16 protein-coding genes are annotated in these 15,218 nt (G+C 71.4%); 5 read left to right on the top strand and 11 right to left on the bottom strand.

Going from position 1 to position 15,218, the window contains the following annotated elements; translation table 11 throughout:
* Positions 1–31: 31 nt before the first annotated feature.
* From AB0M59_RS03320 to AB0M59_RS03305, 4 genes are all read right to left on the bottom strand, one after another.
* Complete coding sequence (locus AB0M59_RS03320; RefSeq protein WP_364607760.1) at positions 32–430, bottom strand: DUF6294 family protein; 399 nt, start codon at positions 428–430, stop codon at positions 32–34.
* A gap of 66 nt (positions 431–496) precedes the next feature.
* Complete coding sequence (locus AB0M59_RS03315) at positions 497–2,314, bottom strand: RiPP maturation radical SAM C-methyltransferase (protein ID WP_364607757.1); 1,818 nt, start codon at positions 2,312–2,314, stop codon at positions 497–499.
* Positions 2,311–2,577: a hypothetical protein gene (locus tag AB0M59_RS03310; protein WP_364607754.1), complete on the bottom strand. Its 267-nt coding sequence runs from the start codon at positions 2,575–2,577 to the stop codon at positions 2,311–2,313. Before AB0M59_RS03310 ends, AB0M59_RS03315 begins: the two co-directional genes overlap by 4 nt.
* 21 nt (positions 2,578–2,598) lie before the next feature.
* A complete protein-coding gene (locus AB0M59_RS03305; protein ID WP_364607751.1) occupies positions 2,599–5,382 on the bottom strand; it encodes a BTAD domain-containing putative transcriptional regulator in 2,784 nt (927 codons plus the stop codon).
* 135 nt (positions 5,383–5,517) lie between these two features.
* Here AB0M59_RS03305 and AB0M59_RS03300 point away from each other — a divergent pair, with 135 nt between their 5' ends.
* Positions 5,518–6,120 carry a sigma-70 family RNA polymerase sigma factor gene (locus tag AB0M59_RS03300; protein ID WP_364607748.1) on the top strand — a complete coding sequence of 201 codons (603 nt, stop codon included), beginning with the start codon at positions 5,518–5,520 and terminating at the stop codon, positions 6,118–6,120.
* 10 nt (positions 6,121–6,130) lie between these two features.
* On the opposite strand, the gene AB0M59_RS03295 is transcribed toward AB0M59_RS03300, so the two are convergent.
* The 3 genes from AB0M59_RS03295 to AB0M59_RS03285 are packed head-to-tail and all read right to left on the bottom strand — an operon-like array spanning position 6,131 to position 7,598.
* The gene (locus AB0M59_RS03295; RefSeq protein WP_364607745.1) at positions 6,131–7,009 is read right to left on the bottom strand and encodes a hypothetical protein; all 879 of its coding nucleotides are present in this window, start codon (positions 7,007–7,009) and stop codon (positions 6,131–6,133) included.
* Between the two features lie 5 nt (positions 7,010–7,014).
* The gene (locus AB0M59_RS03290; RefSeq protein WP_364607742.1) at positions 7,015–7,296 is read right to left on the bottom strand and encodes a hypothetical protein; all 282 of its coding nucleotides are present in this window, start codon (positions 7,294–7,296) and stop codon (positions 7,015–7,017) included.
* A 2-nt stretch (positions 7,297–7,298) separates the two neighbouring features.
* On the bottom strand, positions 7,299–7,598 hold the full coding sequence (locus AB0M59_RS03285; protein WP_364607740.1) for a hypothetical protein: 300 nt from the start codon (positions 7,596–7,598) through the stop codon (positions 7,299–7,301).
* 232 nt (positions 7,599–7,830) lie between these two features.
* Here AB0M59_RS03285 and AB0M59_RS03280 point away from each other — a divergent pair, with 232 nt between their 5' ends.
* A complete protein-coding gene (locus tag AB0M59_RS03280; RefSeq protein WP_364607737.1) occupies positions 7,831–8,265 on the top strand; it encodes an SRPBCC family protein in 435 nt (144 codons plus the stop codon).
* Positions 8,266–8,271: 6 nt separating this feature from the next.
* Here AB0M59_RS03280 and AB0M59_RS03275 read toward each other — a convergent pair whose 3' ends face one another.
* The 3 genes from AB0M59_RS03275 to AB0M59_RS03265 form a co-directional block, all read right to left on the bottom strand.
* On the bottom strand, positions 8,272–9,297 hold the full coding sequence (locus AB0M59_RS03275) for a hypothetical protein (RefSeq protein WP_364607734.1): 1,026 nt from the start codon (positions 9,295–9,297) through the stop codon (positions 8,272–8,274).
* 104 nt (positions 9,298–9,401) lie between these two features.
* Positions 9,402–10,463: a hypothetical protein gene (locus AB0M59_RS03270; protein ID WP_364607731.1), complete on the bottom strand. Its 1,062-nt coding sequence runs from the start codon at positions 10,461–10,463 to the stop codon at positions 9,402–9,404.
* Positions 10,464–10,522: 59 nt separating this feature from the next.
* Positions 10,523–10,978, bottom strand: coding sequence for a MarR family transcriptional regulator (locus AB0M59_RS03265; RefSeq protein WP_364607728.1), 456 nt, complete (start codon positions 10,976–10,978; stop codon positions 10,523–10,525).
* A gap of 95 nt (positions 10,979–11,073) precedes the next feature.
* Here AB0M59_RS03265 and AB0M59_RS03260 point away from each other — a divergent pair, with 95 nt between their 5' ends.
* The gene (locus AB0M59_RS03260) at positions 11,074–11,949 is read left to right on the top strand and encodes an alpha/beta hydrolase (RefSeq protein ID WP_364607725.1); all 876 of its coding nucleotides are present in this window, start codon (positions 11,074–11,076) and stop codon (positions 11,947–11,949) included.
* A 69-nt stretch (positions 11,950–12,018) separates the two neighbouring features.
* On the opposite strand, the gene AB0M59_RS03255 is transcribed toward AB0M59_RS03260, so the two are convergent.
* Positions 12,019–13,179, bottom strand: a complete 1,161-nt coding sequence (locus tag AB0M59_RS03255) for an alpha/beta hydrolase fold domain-containing protein (protein WP_364607722.1) — start codon at positions 13,177–13,179, stop codon at positions 12,019–12,021.
* A gap of 107 nt (positions 13,180–13,286) precedes the next feature.
* Between AB0M59_RS03255 and AB0M59_RS03250 the strand changes: the two genes are divergently transcribed.
* A complete protein-coding gene (locus tag AB0M59_RS03250) occupies positions 13,287–14,225 on the top strand; it encodes a dihydrofolate reductase family protein (RefSeq protein ID WP_364607719.1) in 939 nt (312 codons plus the stop codon).
* A gap of 39 nt (positions 14,226–14,264) precedes the next feature.
* Positions 14,265–15,146 (top strand): aminoglycoside phosphotransferase family protein, encoded by an 882-nt coding sequence (locus AB0M59_RS03245; protein WP_364607716.1) that lies wholly within the window; start codon positions 14,265–14,267, stop codon positions 15,144–15,146.
* Positions 15,147–15,218: the final 72 nt, after the last annotated feature.

The following is a 15,218-nucleotide window of genomic DNA, read 5'->3' as shown; positions in this document are numbered from 1 at the left end:
CCCTCCACCAGGGCATTTCGGACTTACCGCGTCAGCAGCTCCAGTGCATCTTCACGGCGGCGATGGCGTCCCACAGGCCGGCGTCGAAGTTCGCCCAGGCGCGGAACCGGTGGTGCTCCCCGTCGCCCGGCGTGGTCCGGACGAACTTGCGCCAGTCGCCGTCGACCGGGCGCTCGGTGGCCAATGATCCCAGGATGGTCCCGTGCGCGTCGAGCAGGTCGACGTGCCAGATCACCCAGGCGTGGCCGGGTTCGCCGGTCACGGTGCCGTCGAAGGTGGCGGTCCCGTCGGGGTAGAGCGTCCACCGGGCGCCCTCGGCCATCGTGCACTGCCCCCGCTCGAGCGGCCCCCAGGTGAACGCCCACGGCGTCCGGCCGGCGAGCCGCTCCGCCGTGGCGTTCGCCGTCGCCACGATGACCGACGGATCCATGTCAGGCGCCTTTCGTCGAACTCGGCCTTGGCGATGGACAGAGGCGCGGACGGCGCTTCTGATACGTCAGCGGCCGGGTGTCGCGGGCAGCGCGAGGGACAGGGCGAGGGTGCCGTCGAGGAACATCAGCCCGCGGTCGGCGAACCCCCGGAAAGCCTTTTCCACGGCCGAAACCGGCATCGCGAGGCCAAGATCCCGGTGCACGGCCCTGGCGGTGCGCGGACGGTCCACACAGGCCAGGTAGACGTCGGCGAGCGTGTCGTGGAAGGTGTAGGTGCCGTGGGTCTCGGGGTGGCGGCCGTCGTAGATCTGCAGGAAGCCCGGGGCGCAGCGGTACACCAGCACCGGCGGCTGCTTCGCATCCCAAGCGGCGGACCACGCCGACACCGCGTCCTTCAGGGGTGCATAGACCTCGGGTGGCAGCTCGTCTTCCGGTTCGTAGTCGAAGAAGTAGGCGATCCGGTCGATGTCCACAGTGGACGGGTAGACGTGGCGATAACTGGACTCGGGCTCGCGCGCCCGCAAGGGGAACCGGGCGGGCTGGGTGAACAGCGGGCTGAACCGCTCCAGCCACAGCCGGTTCGCGCCGGCCGGCGGCTGGAGGTGGACCAGGTGCGGGACGGCCGCCGCCTGCGCGGCGTACTCCTCGGCCGGCTCGCCCGGGAACCCCCACAGGATGTTCCAGGCGACGCCGATGCCGTAGTAACGGGCCCAGCGCAGGAAGTTGACGTTCTGGGCGGCGCGGACGCCCTTGTCCATCAGCCGGAGCACGGCGGAGCTCAGTGATTCCAGGCCCGGCTGCAGCTGCGTGACGCCGGCCTCGGCGAGGAGCTTGAGCTGCGCGCGGGTCAGGTTCGCCTTGACCTCGTAGAAGATCTGGTACTCCCGGTGCGCCTCGGTGAGCGCCGGCAGCAGCTCTTTGAGGTAGCCCGGTTCGAGGATGTTGTCGACGGCGTCGAACCGGAAGGTGCGGTGGCGGCGCGCCTGCTCGTCCAGCTCGCCGAGCACCCGGGCCGGCGACTTGGCGCGGAAGCGCATGGTGGTGCCGTTGAGCCCGCAGAACGTGCAGTGGTGCTTGGCACCCCACCAGCATCCCCGGGCCGACTCGAACGGGAGCGCGACGTGCTCGACCGGCAGCCCGAGCCGCGTCGCCCGCTCGAAGAACTCGCCGTAGTCCGGCACGGGAAGCTCGTCGAGCCGCTCGTGCGGCGGCTCGGCGGGGGTGGCGACGACATCGTCGCCGACCCGCCGCGCGACCCCGGGGATCGCGCCCGGATCCCCGCCGTCTTGCAGCGCCCGGAGCAGCCGGGGGAAGGCCACGTCGCCCTCGCCGAGCACGGCGAGGTCGACGCAGCCGACGGACCGCACCAGCTCCAGGCCCATCTCACCCTCGAAGTTCGCCCCGCCGAACACGGTGACGACGCCCGGATCGCGCTCCTTCAGCCGCCGGGCGAGCGCGAACGACGCGGCGTTCTGCTGGAAGGTCGAACTGAAGCAGACCACCGGGACGCCGACGAGTTCGTCGGCGATGGCGTCGAGGTACGCGGGAACATCCTGCTCGCGGGTGGCGAGCAGACGCTCCGGACCGTCCAAGTAGGACAGTTCGGCGCCGAGTTCGTCGAGCAGCTTCCCGTCGGGGTCCGGCGCGGCGTCGCCGAACGCCGCGACGGAGAACAGCCAGTCCCCGATCTGCCGGCCACGGTGGTCGGCGAGCCGCCGGTAGTGATCGAGCCCGATCCGCACGGCGAAGTCGAGGTTGGCGTGCAGGGTGCGCACGGAGAAGCCGTGCTGCCCCGCGATCGCCTTGAGCAGTCCGAGCTGAATGGACGGCCGATCGGCTTCGAGGAACGGCATGGAAACGAGCACCACCGGCGGCGCGGTCATGTCAGCTTGATGAAGCCTCGGTACAAGCGAGGAAGCAACTGCACGTTCTCATCGGGCGACTGGTAATCACGTACCAACGCGGCCTGCTCCGGCGTGAACGACTCGACAAAACCCTTCTCGAGCTGTTCGTCGGTCGCGGTCGCGACCCACGCGAACTTCACGGACATGTTCAGCAGTGCCTTTTGCGGCTCTGACAGGTCGCTCGTGTGCTCTTGGACAGCTTTCCAAAATCCCGCGAACTCCGCGATTTCTTCCTCTGACATGAGGCTCCTCCTGTTCGACGCCTATCCACTGTGTACTTCTGCCAGCCTCGTCCGCACCTCATCGGCTTCCGGATGAGCGAGGTGCGAGAGGATGTCTTGAGCCTGCTGCCATCCGGCCCGCGCTGATTCGGCTTCACCAAGATCGCGGTGAAGATTGGCGATCTCGATGAGCAATCGCGCTTCCGTGACAAGGCTCCCGTTGCGCCGCACGAGTTCCAGCGCTTTTTCGTAGCACGCCATCGCCTGGCCGAAGTCGCCCAGTTGCTTGTGGGCATAACCGATGCTGTGCCAGCTCTGGGTCGCGCCCAGCTGGTCACCGAGGAGCGTTTGCAGGTCGAGCGCCTGCTGGCAGTACTCGATGGCCGCGGCGTGCTCACCGAGAAGCGTGTGGAACCAGCCGACCGCGTTGAGGGCGGTCGCTTGCCCGGCCTGGTGTTCGGCCGCACGAAACAACCCCAGCGCTTGCTCGGCGTGGGTGAGTGCACCGGCGGCGGCACCCTGGCGATCGAGCAGCCAGGCGAACTGGCGGTGCGCGTAGGCCTGCCCGACTACATCGTCGCTCGCGGTGTACAACGTCAAAGCGGCCTGCAAAGAGTCGCCGGCTTCGGTGAGCCTGCCGAATCGGCCGTGTATCCCGCCGAGGTGCAGGTGTGCGAACGCCTGCTTCCGCTCATCACCCAGCCGCCGCGCCGCACCTAAGGCTGCCGTGAGCACATCGCTCTCGTCGTGCCAATGGCCGCGCATCGTGAGGAACCTGCGCAGCGCCCAAGCCAGCTCCCACACCCGCGCATCGAACTCGGCTCCAACCCCGACCGCCTGCAACAGCACCCGGTGCTCGGTCTCGAACCACGCCAACGCCCGCCCTCGGTCGACGATCCGCTCGGCCTCCGCCCCCGCCGGCAACGGCGTCAACGTGGGCGGCACCTCGAGCCGAGGATCGAGGAACCCGTCCGCGTGGTAAGCCGTGTGGGCGTAGTGGCCGAGCAACCGGTGGACCGCCGATTCCCGCTCGGGAGAAGGGTCCGACTCCTGGACCAGCTCATCCGCGTACGCACGCAACAGGTCGTGCATGGTGTAGCGACCGGGAGCGTGCTCGGCGACCAGGTGCGCGTTCGCCAGCTCGGCCAGCAACGGCCGCGTCCGGGCGATCGGCAGGCCCGCGAGGCTCGCCGCCGCGCGGGTGCCGATGTCCGGGCCGAGGTGGAGCCCGAAGAGCCGGAACAGCCGGGCGGCTGCGGGGTCCAGGCGCAGGTACGACCAGGAGAACACCGCGCGAGGGTCGGTCGCCGGGTCGGCGCCGGCGAACTCGTCGAGGCCGCCGCGCGCGTCACGCAGCTGCGCGGCCAGGGCGGCCAGGCTGAACGCCGGATAGGTCGCCGCGCGCGCTGCCACCACCGCCAGCGCCAGCGGGAGGTGGGCGCACAGGCCGATGATCTCCTCGGCCGCGGCGGGGTCGGCCGCGATCCGAGCGTCGCCGATCCGGCGGCGCAGCACCGCGTGCGCCTCGGCGTCGTCGAGGAGGTCGACGACCAGCGGGTGCGCTCCCTCGGTGACCAGGCCGGCGAGCTGGTCGCGGCTGGTCACGACGACTACGCAAGCCCGCGCGCCGGGCAGCAGCGGACGCACCTGCCCGGCGTCGCGGGCGTTGTCCAGCACGATCAGGACCCGCCGGTTCGCCAGCAGCGTCCGGTACAGGCCGACCTGCGCGTCCAAGGTGGTCGGGATCCGTTCGCCCGGGACTTCGAGCGCTTCGAGGAACCCGCGCACCGCCCCGGCCGGTGTCATCGGCGATCCGGTCGGGTCGAACCCTCGCAGGTTGACGTACAGCTGCCCGCCGGGGAACTCGCGGGCGACCGAGTGTGCCCAGTGGACGGCCAGCGTGGTCTTCCCGACCCCGGCGGTCCCCGAAAGGACGACGATCCGCGCGGCCGGCGACGGCCCGCCGGTCACCTCGCCGAGCCGGCGCAACGCGCTCTCGCGGCCCGCGAACCCCGGGGTGTCCGGCGGCAGCTGGGCCGGCGACGACGGGGATACCACCGGCGCCACCGGAGCCGTCGTCGGCAGCTCGCCCCGCAGTATCGCCTCGTGCAGCGCGCGCAGCTCGGGTCCCGGGTCGGTGCCGAGCGCGTCGGCGAGGCGCTGCCGCACGACGGCGTAGCGGTCGACGGCTTCGGCGTCGCGCCCCGCGGAGTGCAGGGCACGCATGAGCAGGACTTCGAGGGGCTCCGCGAGCGGGTACTCCGCCGCCAGGTCGGACATCGCGGCGATCACCGCGTCGGACCGGCCGAGCCGCAGCTCGAGCTCGCCCCAGCGCACGGCCGCGTCGAGCCGTCGCCGGTGCCAGGCCGCGCGCACCCCGTCGGCCCAGTCACCGTGGAAGCCGGCCAGCGGCGCGCCCCGCCACACGAGCAATGCTTCGTGCAGCGCCGCGGCCCGGTCGTCGTCGGTTTCGCGGACGTCATTCCCGCGCTCGACCAAATGAGCGAACCTATTCAGGTCAACCGCGCCGGGATCGATTTCCAGCACGTATCCCGCGCTTCGCCGGGTGACGCCGGTCTTTGTACCGGTCAGCTCGGTGACCTCGGTGAGCACCTGCCGAATTCGGCTCAGGTGGGAATACACCACATTGCGCGCTTCACCGGGCGGATCGTCACCCCAGACGCGGTCGATGAGCGTCTCGATCGACACCGGGCGTCCGGCGTCGACCGCGAGCGCCGCGAGGACCGCTTGCTGCCGTGGCGTCCCGACGTCCAGCGGCTGTCCCGCGACGCGTAGCTGCACCTCCCCGAACAGCAGGAATTCCATGCGGCGGACTCCTGAGAATCGACACGTCCCGACCGGCCCAGTCGATGCTGCTCGCCCCGCAAGGTCTCTGCAAGGTCGGCGAGCAGGGCGTGGCGAAATCGTGAACCCGGGAACATCCCAGTCCGAGGAGGGGCCATGCACGACTCGCCGGTGCCATTGCTGGAAAATGCCGCTCGAGGTGCCGAATGGGCTTGGCGGGATATCGTCGACCGATATTCTTCGCTGGTCTCGTCGGTGTGCGCGCAGTACCGGCTCGGCAATGCCGATGCCCAGGACGTCAGCGGCGCGGTGTGGCTGCGGCTGGTGGCGAATCTGGCGCACATCCGCGAACCGGAGGCGCTGCCCGGCTGGCTGCGCACCACCACCCGTCACGAGTGCCTGCGGTTGCTGCGTCACCGGAACCGGCAGGTCCCGACCGACGACCCGCTGCTCGGCGAGCTGACCGAGCCCCTGTTCGACGCCGGGCTGATCGGCGCCGAACGCCGGGCCGCCGCCCGCCGCGCGTGCGCCCGGCTGCCGGTACGGGACCGCGAGCTGCTCGCGCTGCTGTTCTGCGACCCGCCCAAGTCCTACCGGGAGATCAGCGCGACGCTCGGCATCCCGGTCGGCTCGATCGGCCCGTCGCGGGCGCGGTGCCTGGCCCGGGTGCGGCGCATGCCGACGATCGCGGCGCTGCTGGCCGACGAGCCGGGCGACTCCGGTGGTCATGCTCTCCGGAGCGGGCTGGGCGCCGCTTGATACGCCGGGTTCACGGGTGCTGGTTCTGGAACCGGAACTGCACGCGCACGGAGCCGTCGAGCGGGACGACGACCGTCGAGCTGCTCGCCGACCACCGGTCGGCCACCAGGAACATCCGGTCCTTGCCGTGGATCAGCAGGCGCAGGTTCCGGTAGCGGAAGTGGAAGGTCTGTCCTTCCGAGGCCGGCAGCTTCGTCTCCTGGACGCCGGGGCTGCGCAGGAACAGGCTTTCCTTGGTGTCGAGGATGACGCTGGGCAGCTTGTCCAGGCGGCTCGCCTCGTACATCGCGAGCCCGCGGCCGGACCACTGCGCCACGGTCGCGGTCATCCAGAACGCGCTGACGGCGATCACGACGTGGACGAGGGCCGTCGAGACCCGGCGGAGCAGCGTCGGGTCCGCCGGCGGCCGGGCGAGCCGCCGGACGAACGAGCCGTAGCGGAACAGCGTGCCGCCGGCGGCGATCAGCACCGGGGTCACGAGCCCGTAGAGCCGCCAGTCACGCAGGAAGGTGTACCCGGACAGCAGCAGGAGCCCGGCGGCCAGCGCGGCCAGGCCCGTCACCTGGCCGCCGCGGCCCAGCCGGGTCGCCGTCCGCGAGGAGGCCGCGGCGAGGGTCCGCCGTCGGACGGCGGTGTGCACCGCGACCGAGCCGGCGCCCGCCGCGGCGAACACGAGCAGCGGCGTGAGCAGCGGCTGCGGGCTGCGCATGATGTAGTCCTGCGTACCCAGCCCGATCGTGTCGACGTCGACGCCGAAGTACTCGTACTGCGAACGCGCGGAGACGTACCCGAAGTAGAACAGCAGCGCGCCGATCAGGGTCAGCGGCGGGATGACGGCCTTGCCCGCGTCGACGAAGCGCTCGAACCGGCCGGGCCCCTCCTCGGGCACCGGGGTCACCCGCTCGCGGTGGTTTCGGGCGTCGACGGTTCCGTGACGTCTTCCGGCTGAGTCAGCTCGACCGAGCCCGGTTCCACCCGGCCGCGGAGGTCCCGGCACGAGCACGTGTCCTTGCCCGAGACGATCAACCGCGTCGTGCCGCCCGTCCCGAGCGCTTTCACCGCGATCGAACACTGGTCGCCGGTCGCGTGGAAGGTGAATTTCGCGCAGGCGTCCTCTCCCCCGCAGCCGCCGCCCACGCTGAAGACACCCGGCCGGTCGAGCCGGATCCCGGTCACCTTCACGCCCGGGGCCGGCGAGAGACCGGACTGCAGCCAGCCGATCGTGACGCACTGGTTTGGGCGGTCGAATCGTCGACGCCGCCGCCGATCGGCAGCTGCGGGATCGAGATCGCGACGCCGTCGTCCCCGGATCTCGGTGTCTCGGAGCCGGTGGGCTCGGTGCTCGGGGCCGACGTCGGCGGCGGCGACTCCGCGGCGGTGGAGTCCTCGGCGCCGGGACCGGCCGGGCTCGAGCACCCGACGGCGAGCACGGCGATCGCGGCGGCGAGGGTGAGAGTGCTGGTGCGGAACGGGTTCATCGCGGTACCTCCTCGGCGTTCAGAGCCGTGCGGGAGCGCGGTGATACGCCGGGTGCGAGGCCCGCAGTAGCCGCCCGGTGTCGCGGCCGGGCTCGTCGCCGCGTACAGGCCCACCGGCTAGGTCCACTGAGGACGGACCGGGACCGGCTCGGGCCTGCGCCGGGGCCCTCGAGTTGTTTCGGCGCGCCGCTGCGGGGTAAGCGGAGACCGGCATCGAGGAAAGGACCTGCTCGTGGTCGAAGTAACCCGCACCTTCACCGTCGCGACCGGACCCGGCGACGTGCTCGAATACCTCAAGGACTTCGGGAACGCCACTGAATGGGACCCCGGCACGCAGTCGTGCGACCGCCTCGGCACCGGTCCCGTCGAGGTCGGCGCCCGCTGGCACAACGTCTCCAAGATCGCCGGCGTGGAAACCGAGCTGACCTACGAGCTCACCCGCCTCGAACCCGGCCGGGTCGTCTTCAACGGCAGCAACGACACCGCCACCACCACCGACGACATCAGCTTCACCGCGGCCGGCGAAGGCAGCACCCTCACCTACCACGCGACGATCGAGTTCCACGGCGCCGCCAAGCTCGGCGCCCCGATCGCCAAGGCCGTCTTCGAAAAAATCGGCAACGACACCGAAGACAGCCTCACGCGCGTCTTCGGCGCCCCCGCCTGACCGAGGTCATCGACCGTCCGCGGTGAGGGAGGAGCTGCCCGCGGGGCCGGTCACGGTGACGCGGACGGTGAACGGGTCCGCCGTGACCTGCCAGGTCCGCGGCGAACCGACGTCCAGGGTGCGGGTGGCCTTCCGGACCAGGTCCGGGATGCGGTCGAAGGGCAGGGCGCGGAGGTCGAACCGCGGGACGGTCACCGCGGTGGGCGCGAACACCACCGACAGCCGCCGCTCCTGGACGACGGCGGTGAGCACCCGGGAAACGTCCGCAGTGCGCCCCAGGGAATCGACGGCCCGGCGCAGTTCCCCGGCGTCCAGCAGGGTCTGGTCCGGCCCCACGGTCACGGTGGCGGAGCCCGAGGAGGACGTGACAGAGGTGGACGACGGCTCGGGCGGCCGCTCGAGGGTCTCCGGGCCGAACAGCTCGGCGCGGAACAGCACCAGGACGGCGGCCGCGGCGAGCAGCAACCCCGTCACGGTGACCGCGCCGAACGCACAGCCTTCCGGCGGAGCGTGCACCAAAGTGGACTCGGGTGCGGATTCGATGGCCGCGCCGGCCACCCGGCGCTCCCAGTCCGGCGCCGGGCGCGGCACGATCCGGGCCTGCCACGGCCGGTCCGGCGGGTAGTCGACCACGAGGACGTCTCCCCGCCGCAGGCTCGGGAGGTCGATCAGGTTGACGTGGTGAGTCACCGTGACCCGGTACGACGGCGCGTCGTCCGGGGCGACCGTGAGGACGAAGTCGACCGGCACGTCGCCCGTTTCGGTGCCGCCGGCGCGCAGGCTTTCGATCTTCGCGAGCGCCACGCGGCGAACAACCGCCGCTTCCCGGGCACGCCGCGGTATGCCGGCGACGAAGAAGAGCCCGCCGTAGACCAGCGGAAGTCCCACAGCGAACAGGATCAGGGGCACCCGCTCGAGGATGATGCCGACGACGAAGGCGCTCAGCGTCGCTCCGATGACCCCGCCGGTCAGGAATCCGCGGGCGAGTGCGACCGGGCCGCGGTGCGTCGGCGCGGCGATGTCCTGTGTCATGGGGGTGCTCCGGACTCTCGAAACGCTCCGGCTCGTCCCGGAACGCCCCCAGGCTGCACCGGCCCGGGCGCTACCGAACCCGGGTTTCGGCCGTCAGCGGCAGCTCACACCAGGCGGAAGCCGCCGACGCAGGGATAGCCCGGCACGCCGGCCTTCGCCGGTTTGCCCGGCCGCGGGTAGCCCAGCAGCCACAGCTGCCCGGTCGTCGCCACGTTCGCGGCCAGCGACACGTCCGCGACGAGCCGGAACCGCGTCTGCCGGCCGTCCGGGTGCAGCGCCCACCCGGTCAGCCGGACGACGGCGCGGGTGCGCGGCACGAACGGCGCGTCGAGCGCGACCCGCAGCTCCACCCAGGTGTCCTCGGTGATCGGCCGGCGGATCCGCAGGATCCCGGCGACCGTCAGCAAGCCCAGCAGCAAAAACACGCCGCTGCCGCCGGCGATGCCGCCCACCGCGGCCGGGCTCGTGATGCCGTCGGGGTCGAACCGCACGTTCGCCGCGGCGGCGAGCCCCGCCGCGCCCAGCACCAGGAAGGTGATCCCGGAGCCGGCCATCCGCCGGACCCGCGACGCCCGGTGCGCGGCGAGCACCGGATCGAGCCGCGGCGGCGTCGGACGGCGCGAAACGGGCTCCACGGGTGTCGCCCCTGGTGTCGGGGTGTCCTCGATCCGCCCGGCCCGCACCCACATCGCACCGGGCAAGCGGACGAACACCCGCCGGCCGGTCCCGAGCACCCACAGCCGTCGCTCCCCGGCCAGTTGCACCCGCGGCCCGCCGGGCAGCCGGGTCCGCAGCCACCGCCCGTCCGGCAGCCGCACGGACACCCGCACTCCCTTGACGAGCAACCCGTCCGGGGCGACGTCGAGCCGGCGGTACGGCTCCCCGGACAGGCGCCGGATCCGCAGGTAGAGGCTCAGGACGTAGCTCCACAGCGCCAGCGAACCGCCGAAGACGGCGAAGTAGAAGTAGGGCAGCGCGCTCCCCGGCCGTTCGGTCAGCGCGAGCAGGAGACCGAAGGCGAGGAGGACCCCGCTCAGCGCCGTGCGGAGGATGGTCGCCGAGGTCAGGTGCCGGAGGTACCCGGAGAACAGCGGCTCGGCCCCGGACGGCACGCCGGGCACGGGTTCGAGGACGCGGACTCTGTCCACGCCGGAAGCGATGTCCATGGCTCGTCGTCCCCCAGTCGGCACGTGCTCGGCCGCGGCAGCGTACCCGGCTTCGCAGGTCAGTCCTGCAGGTCCTCGGCGGTGAACGAGCGGCGCTCGGTCAGCCGGGCCAGGTGTGCTTCCAGGGTGCCGAGCTGCTCGGGTCCTATCCGGACGGCCCAGCGGTTGCGCACGTCGTCGAACAGTGCGCTGCCGATGGTCATCAGCTCGCGGCCCCGAGGGGTGACCCGCACGCGTTTGCGGCGTGCGTCGCCGGGGTCGGGCTCGCGGTTGACGTAGCCGAACTCCTCCAGCGCGGCGATGGTCTGCGCGGCGGCCTGCTTGGTCACCGACAGCCGGCGACCGAGCTCGGAGGCGGTGTCCGCACCCGCGTCCACGGCGCGCAGGGCGAACTCGTGCGCCGGGCGGACGCCTTCGTGGCCGCGCTTGGCCAGCTCCACGTGCACTTCGTCGACCATGGTGTGGAACCCGCCGAGCAGCAGAAGCGCGAGCTCGGCGCCGCTGGACTGCGTCATGGCGACGATCATACGAGACTCCCCGAGATGGACAAGTCACTTGTCTACCCTGTACGGTTCGACAAGTTACTTGTCTATCGGCTCGAAGGAACCCCATGAACCGTCTCGCCGCCACCATCCCCGGTGTCGACCACCGCCGTGTCCGCCTCGACGACACCGAGCTGCACTACGTGGCCGCCGGTACCGCCGGGTCGCCGGTACTGCTGGTGCACGGCTTCCCGGAGACCTGGTGGGTCTTCCACAAGCTGATCCCCCTGCTGAGCGAGCACCACCGGGTGTTCGCCGTCGACCTGCGCGGATTCGGCGACTCCGCCACCGCCGCCCCGGAGCACGACAGCGCGATCTCGGCCGACGACCTCAGCGCCCTGATCGCGCGACTGGACGTCGGCCCCGTCCACCTCACCGGCCAGGACATCAGCGGCCCCACGACCTTCCGCGTCGCCGCCACCCACCCCGGACTCGTCCGCAGCTACACCGGGATCGAGACCGGGCTCCCGGGATTCGGCGCCGAGATGCTGGCCGACGTCACCCACGGCGGCGCCTGGCACATCGGCGTCCTCGCTGCCCCCGGCATCCCGGAGATGCTCCTCGCCGGACGCGAACGCGCGTTCCTCACCGACTACGCGATCCCGTCGCTCACCGCGAGCCCCGACTCGTTCAGCGACACCGACATCGACGAGCTCGTCCGCACGTACGCCCGACCCGACGCGTTCGCCGGCGCGGCCGGTCTGTACCGCTCCCTGCTCTCGGAGGGCGAAGAACTCCGAGAGCTCGCGGCCCGGAAGCTGGCCATGCCCGTCCTCGCCGTCGCGGGCCGCTCGCGAGATTTCACACCGGCGACGCTGCGGCAGGTCGCCACCGACGTGACCGCGGTGCGCATCGAAGGAATCGGCCACTACGTGGCGATGGAGGCGCCCGACCAGCTCGCGGCCGCCCTCCGGTCGTTTTACGCGCGCATCGACGAGAACTGACGAGCCGGTCCACTGCGCGCCCGTCGCCGACGTATGGCCAAGCCGGGTCTTCGCTCGCGGATTCGACTGTCAGCCGGCTGCGGCCTCGGTGGCCGGTTCGCGCAGGAATTCGGCGATCTGCTCGAGCGCGGCCGCGGCTTCCGGCAGGAACGACCAGAACAGGTGGAACACGTGCGTGCCCACCGGATAGAGGTCGAGCCGGACGTCCACGCCGTGCTCGGCGGCGCGGTCGACGAAGCGGCGCGTCTCGTGCAGCACCATGTCGGCGGTGCCGGACTGCACCAGCAGTGGGGGCAGGCTCGAGAGGTCGGCCTCGAAAACGTTCAGCAGCGGGTCGCCGGCCGGATGATCGCCGACGTAAAGCGAAAGCCACCGCGCCACCGGTGCGCCGTCGGGCGGGTCCACGACGTTGACGGACGGGCACAGCAGCACCGCCCGGCCCGGCTGCGGCAGACCCTCCCGCGCGAGTTTCACCATGAGCGACACGGCCAGCCCGCCACCGGCCGAGTCACCGCTGATGGCCAGTTCGCTCGGGTCGGCGCCTTGGTCGAGTAGCCACCGGTAGGCGCGGAAGGCGTCGTCCAGCGCGGCCGGGAACGGGTGTTCAGGCGCGAGCCGGTAGTCCGGCACCAGCACGGTCGCGCCGGTCGCGGCGGCCAGCGCGCCGGCCAGCGGGCGGTAGCCGAACGCGGAGCCGGAGATGTACCCACCGCCGTGCAGGTGCAGCAGTGTCGGCGAGCCGTCCGCGCCGGGCGACACGACCAGCGCGGACACACCGCCGGCCTGCACCGGCCGCACCCGGGTTCCCTCCGGCACCGGGAACTGGGCGTTGAGGGCCTCGTACGCCTCCCGCATCGGGTGCAAGCCGGTCTTGCCGTCCTCGGCGACCGCGTCCCACAGCTGCGCGACCCGGGCGGCGACCTCGCCGCCGGCCGAACGCGTCAGGGCGACCGCGTCGTCGAGATCGGCCAGCAGCGGCACGGCGGCGCCGAGCAGCGCCTCGCCCGCCAGCGTCAGCTCTACGCGGTGGGTCGAGCGTTGCAGGAGCGGGCAGCCGATCAGCCGCTCCAGCGCCTGGATCTGCCGGCTGAGTGCCGGCTGCGACACGTACAGGCGAGTCGCCGCACGGCTGAAATTCAGCTCGGTGGCAACGGCGACGAACGCGCGCAGGTGCTTGAGTTCGATCGCGTCGACGGCGGGCAGCGGCGTCATCGACCGCAGATCGGACATGCCGTCGAGTATCCGCGACCGGCCCGGTCCGTGTCATACGGACCGCGCAAGACGGTGATGCGAGACCGGCATTTCCGTCGTCGACGACCGCCATGGCAGGGTTGGTCGTGGCTGAAGAAGCTGATCAGCGGGGCGCGAAGCTGCACCTGCGTGGCGGTGTGGCACGGGTGCAGTGGCCGTCCCGGCGCATCCTCGCGCCGCCGCTGCTGGTCTGGTTCACCGAAGCCGGTTCGGCCGCCGAACCGGCCGTCACCGGGGTCGTCGTGATCTCGGCCGGGCTGCGGGACTTCCCCGCTGCACGGGAGGTCTTGGAGTGGTCGGCCGCCCACGCCGCTGACCTGGGCGCGGATCCGGGGCGGCTGCTCGTCGGCGGTGACGGCTCCGGAGCGGCGGTCGCCGCGATGGTCGCCCGGTACGCCCGAGCCCAGGGATGGCCGACCGTGTTCGAGGTCGGCCGTCGCGCAAGGGCAGTGAAATCTCTCGAAGCAAAGGACGATCGCATGCGCAAGCTGGTGTCGAATCTGTTCGTCTCGCTCGACGGTGTCGTCGAAGCCCCGGACAAGTGGTCCCTCCCCTACTGGAGCGACGAAATCGCGGCGTCCGTCGACGCCGGCATGGCCGCCGCCGACGCCATGCTCCTCGGCCGCGTCACCTACGAGAACTTCGCGTCCGCCTGGCCCGACCGCACCGTCGAGGACGACGAAGGCGCCGATTTCATGAACAAGGTCCGCAAATACGTCCTCTCCACGACGCTGTCCGAGGTCACGTGGCGCAACTCGGTGCTGCTGCCCGGCAATCCCGCATCGGCCATCCGCGACCTCAAGGCCGAAACCGGCGGCGACATCATGACCAGCGGCAGCGGGACCACCGTCCGGTGGTTGCTGTCCGAAGGCCTGGTCGACGAGCTGAACCTGTTGCTGTACCCGGTCGTGGTCGGCACCGGAAAGCGCCTGTTCCCCGCGGAAGGACCGAACTTCCCGCTCACCCTCAAGACCTCCACCGCCTTCGGCAACGGCGTCGTCCAGCTGACCTATGCACAGGTATGAACCGGCGCATGGTGGCAGGTCGGGGGCAAACTGGCCGGCGTGGACATCGGAGAAGTGGGCGCGCGGTTGGTGAGTCGGTTCGGTTCCGAGGTCGAGGGGTGGCTCGATGAGGTTCCGGCCCTCGCCGCGCGGCTGGCCTCCCGATGGGGCCTCGTGCTCGGCGAACCTTTCGAGAGTGGAGCGTCCTCGGTCGTCCTGCGGTGTCGATGGCCGGACGGGACGCCGGCGGTGCTCAAGCTCAGTCCGGACCGGGCGCTGCTGACCAAGCAGGCGGAGATGCTGCGCGTGTTCGCGTCCTCGGGCCGGGTGCCGGCCGTGTTGTCCGCGGACGCGGAGGCCGGCGCGATGGTGCTGGAGGAGGTCCTGCCCGGCACCGAGGCCGAAGACCTGCCGCAGACGTCGTTACCGCGGCAGTGGGGAGAGTTGCTCGGGGCACTGCACGCCGTGCCCCCGCCCGCGGGCTGGCCGTGGGATCTGTGCGGTCGGTGTGACGAGGCCTTCGCCCGGATCGGGCGGAGGCTGTCCGAGCCGGCCATCGGCGCACGGATCGACCAGGCCACGTGGGAGCGGGCGATAGAGCGCTGTGAGACGCTGCTGAATACGCAGGACCGGCTTGTGTTGTTGCACGGCGATCTGCACCTCGGCAACGTCCTCGACGGCGGCCCGTCGCGCGGTCTGGTCGCGATCGATCCCAAGGCGTGCCTCGGCGATCCGTGCTTCGACGCCGTCGACTACGTGGTCGCCGGCGCCGGACACGAGGGTGTCGAGACCCGTTGCCGGCAGGTGGCGACCGCCTGCGGGCTCGACGGCGACAGGCTGTACGCGTGGAGCCGGGTGATCGCCCCGATGTTCGCCATCGCCTACCTCACCTACGACGGTCCAGAGTCGGCGATCGACGAACTACTCGCCCTGGCTCGGTGAGCACGAGGACTCGGCCGCGTGCTCAGCCTGAAAGATCGAGAATTTTCATGGGGTTGTCGATCCTGGCTATCG

The organism is Amycolatopsis sp. NPDC051371, from assembly GCF_040682155.1.
In the GTDB taxonomy this organism is placed as follows: Bacteria; Actinomycetota; Actinomycetes; order Mycobacteriales; family Pseudonocardiaceae; genus Amycolatopsis.
This window is presented reverse-complemented; position numbering and strand designations above follow the sequence as displayed.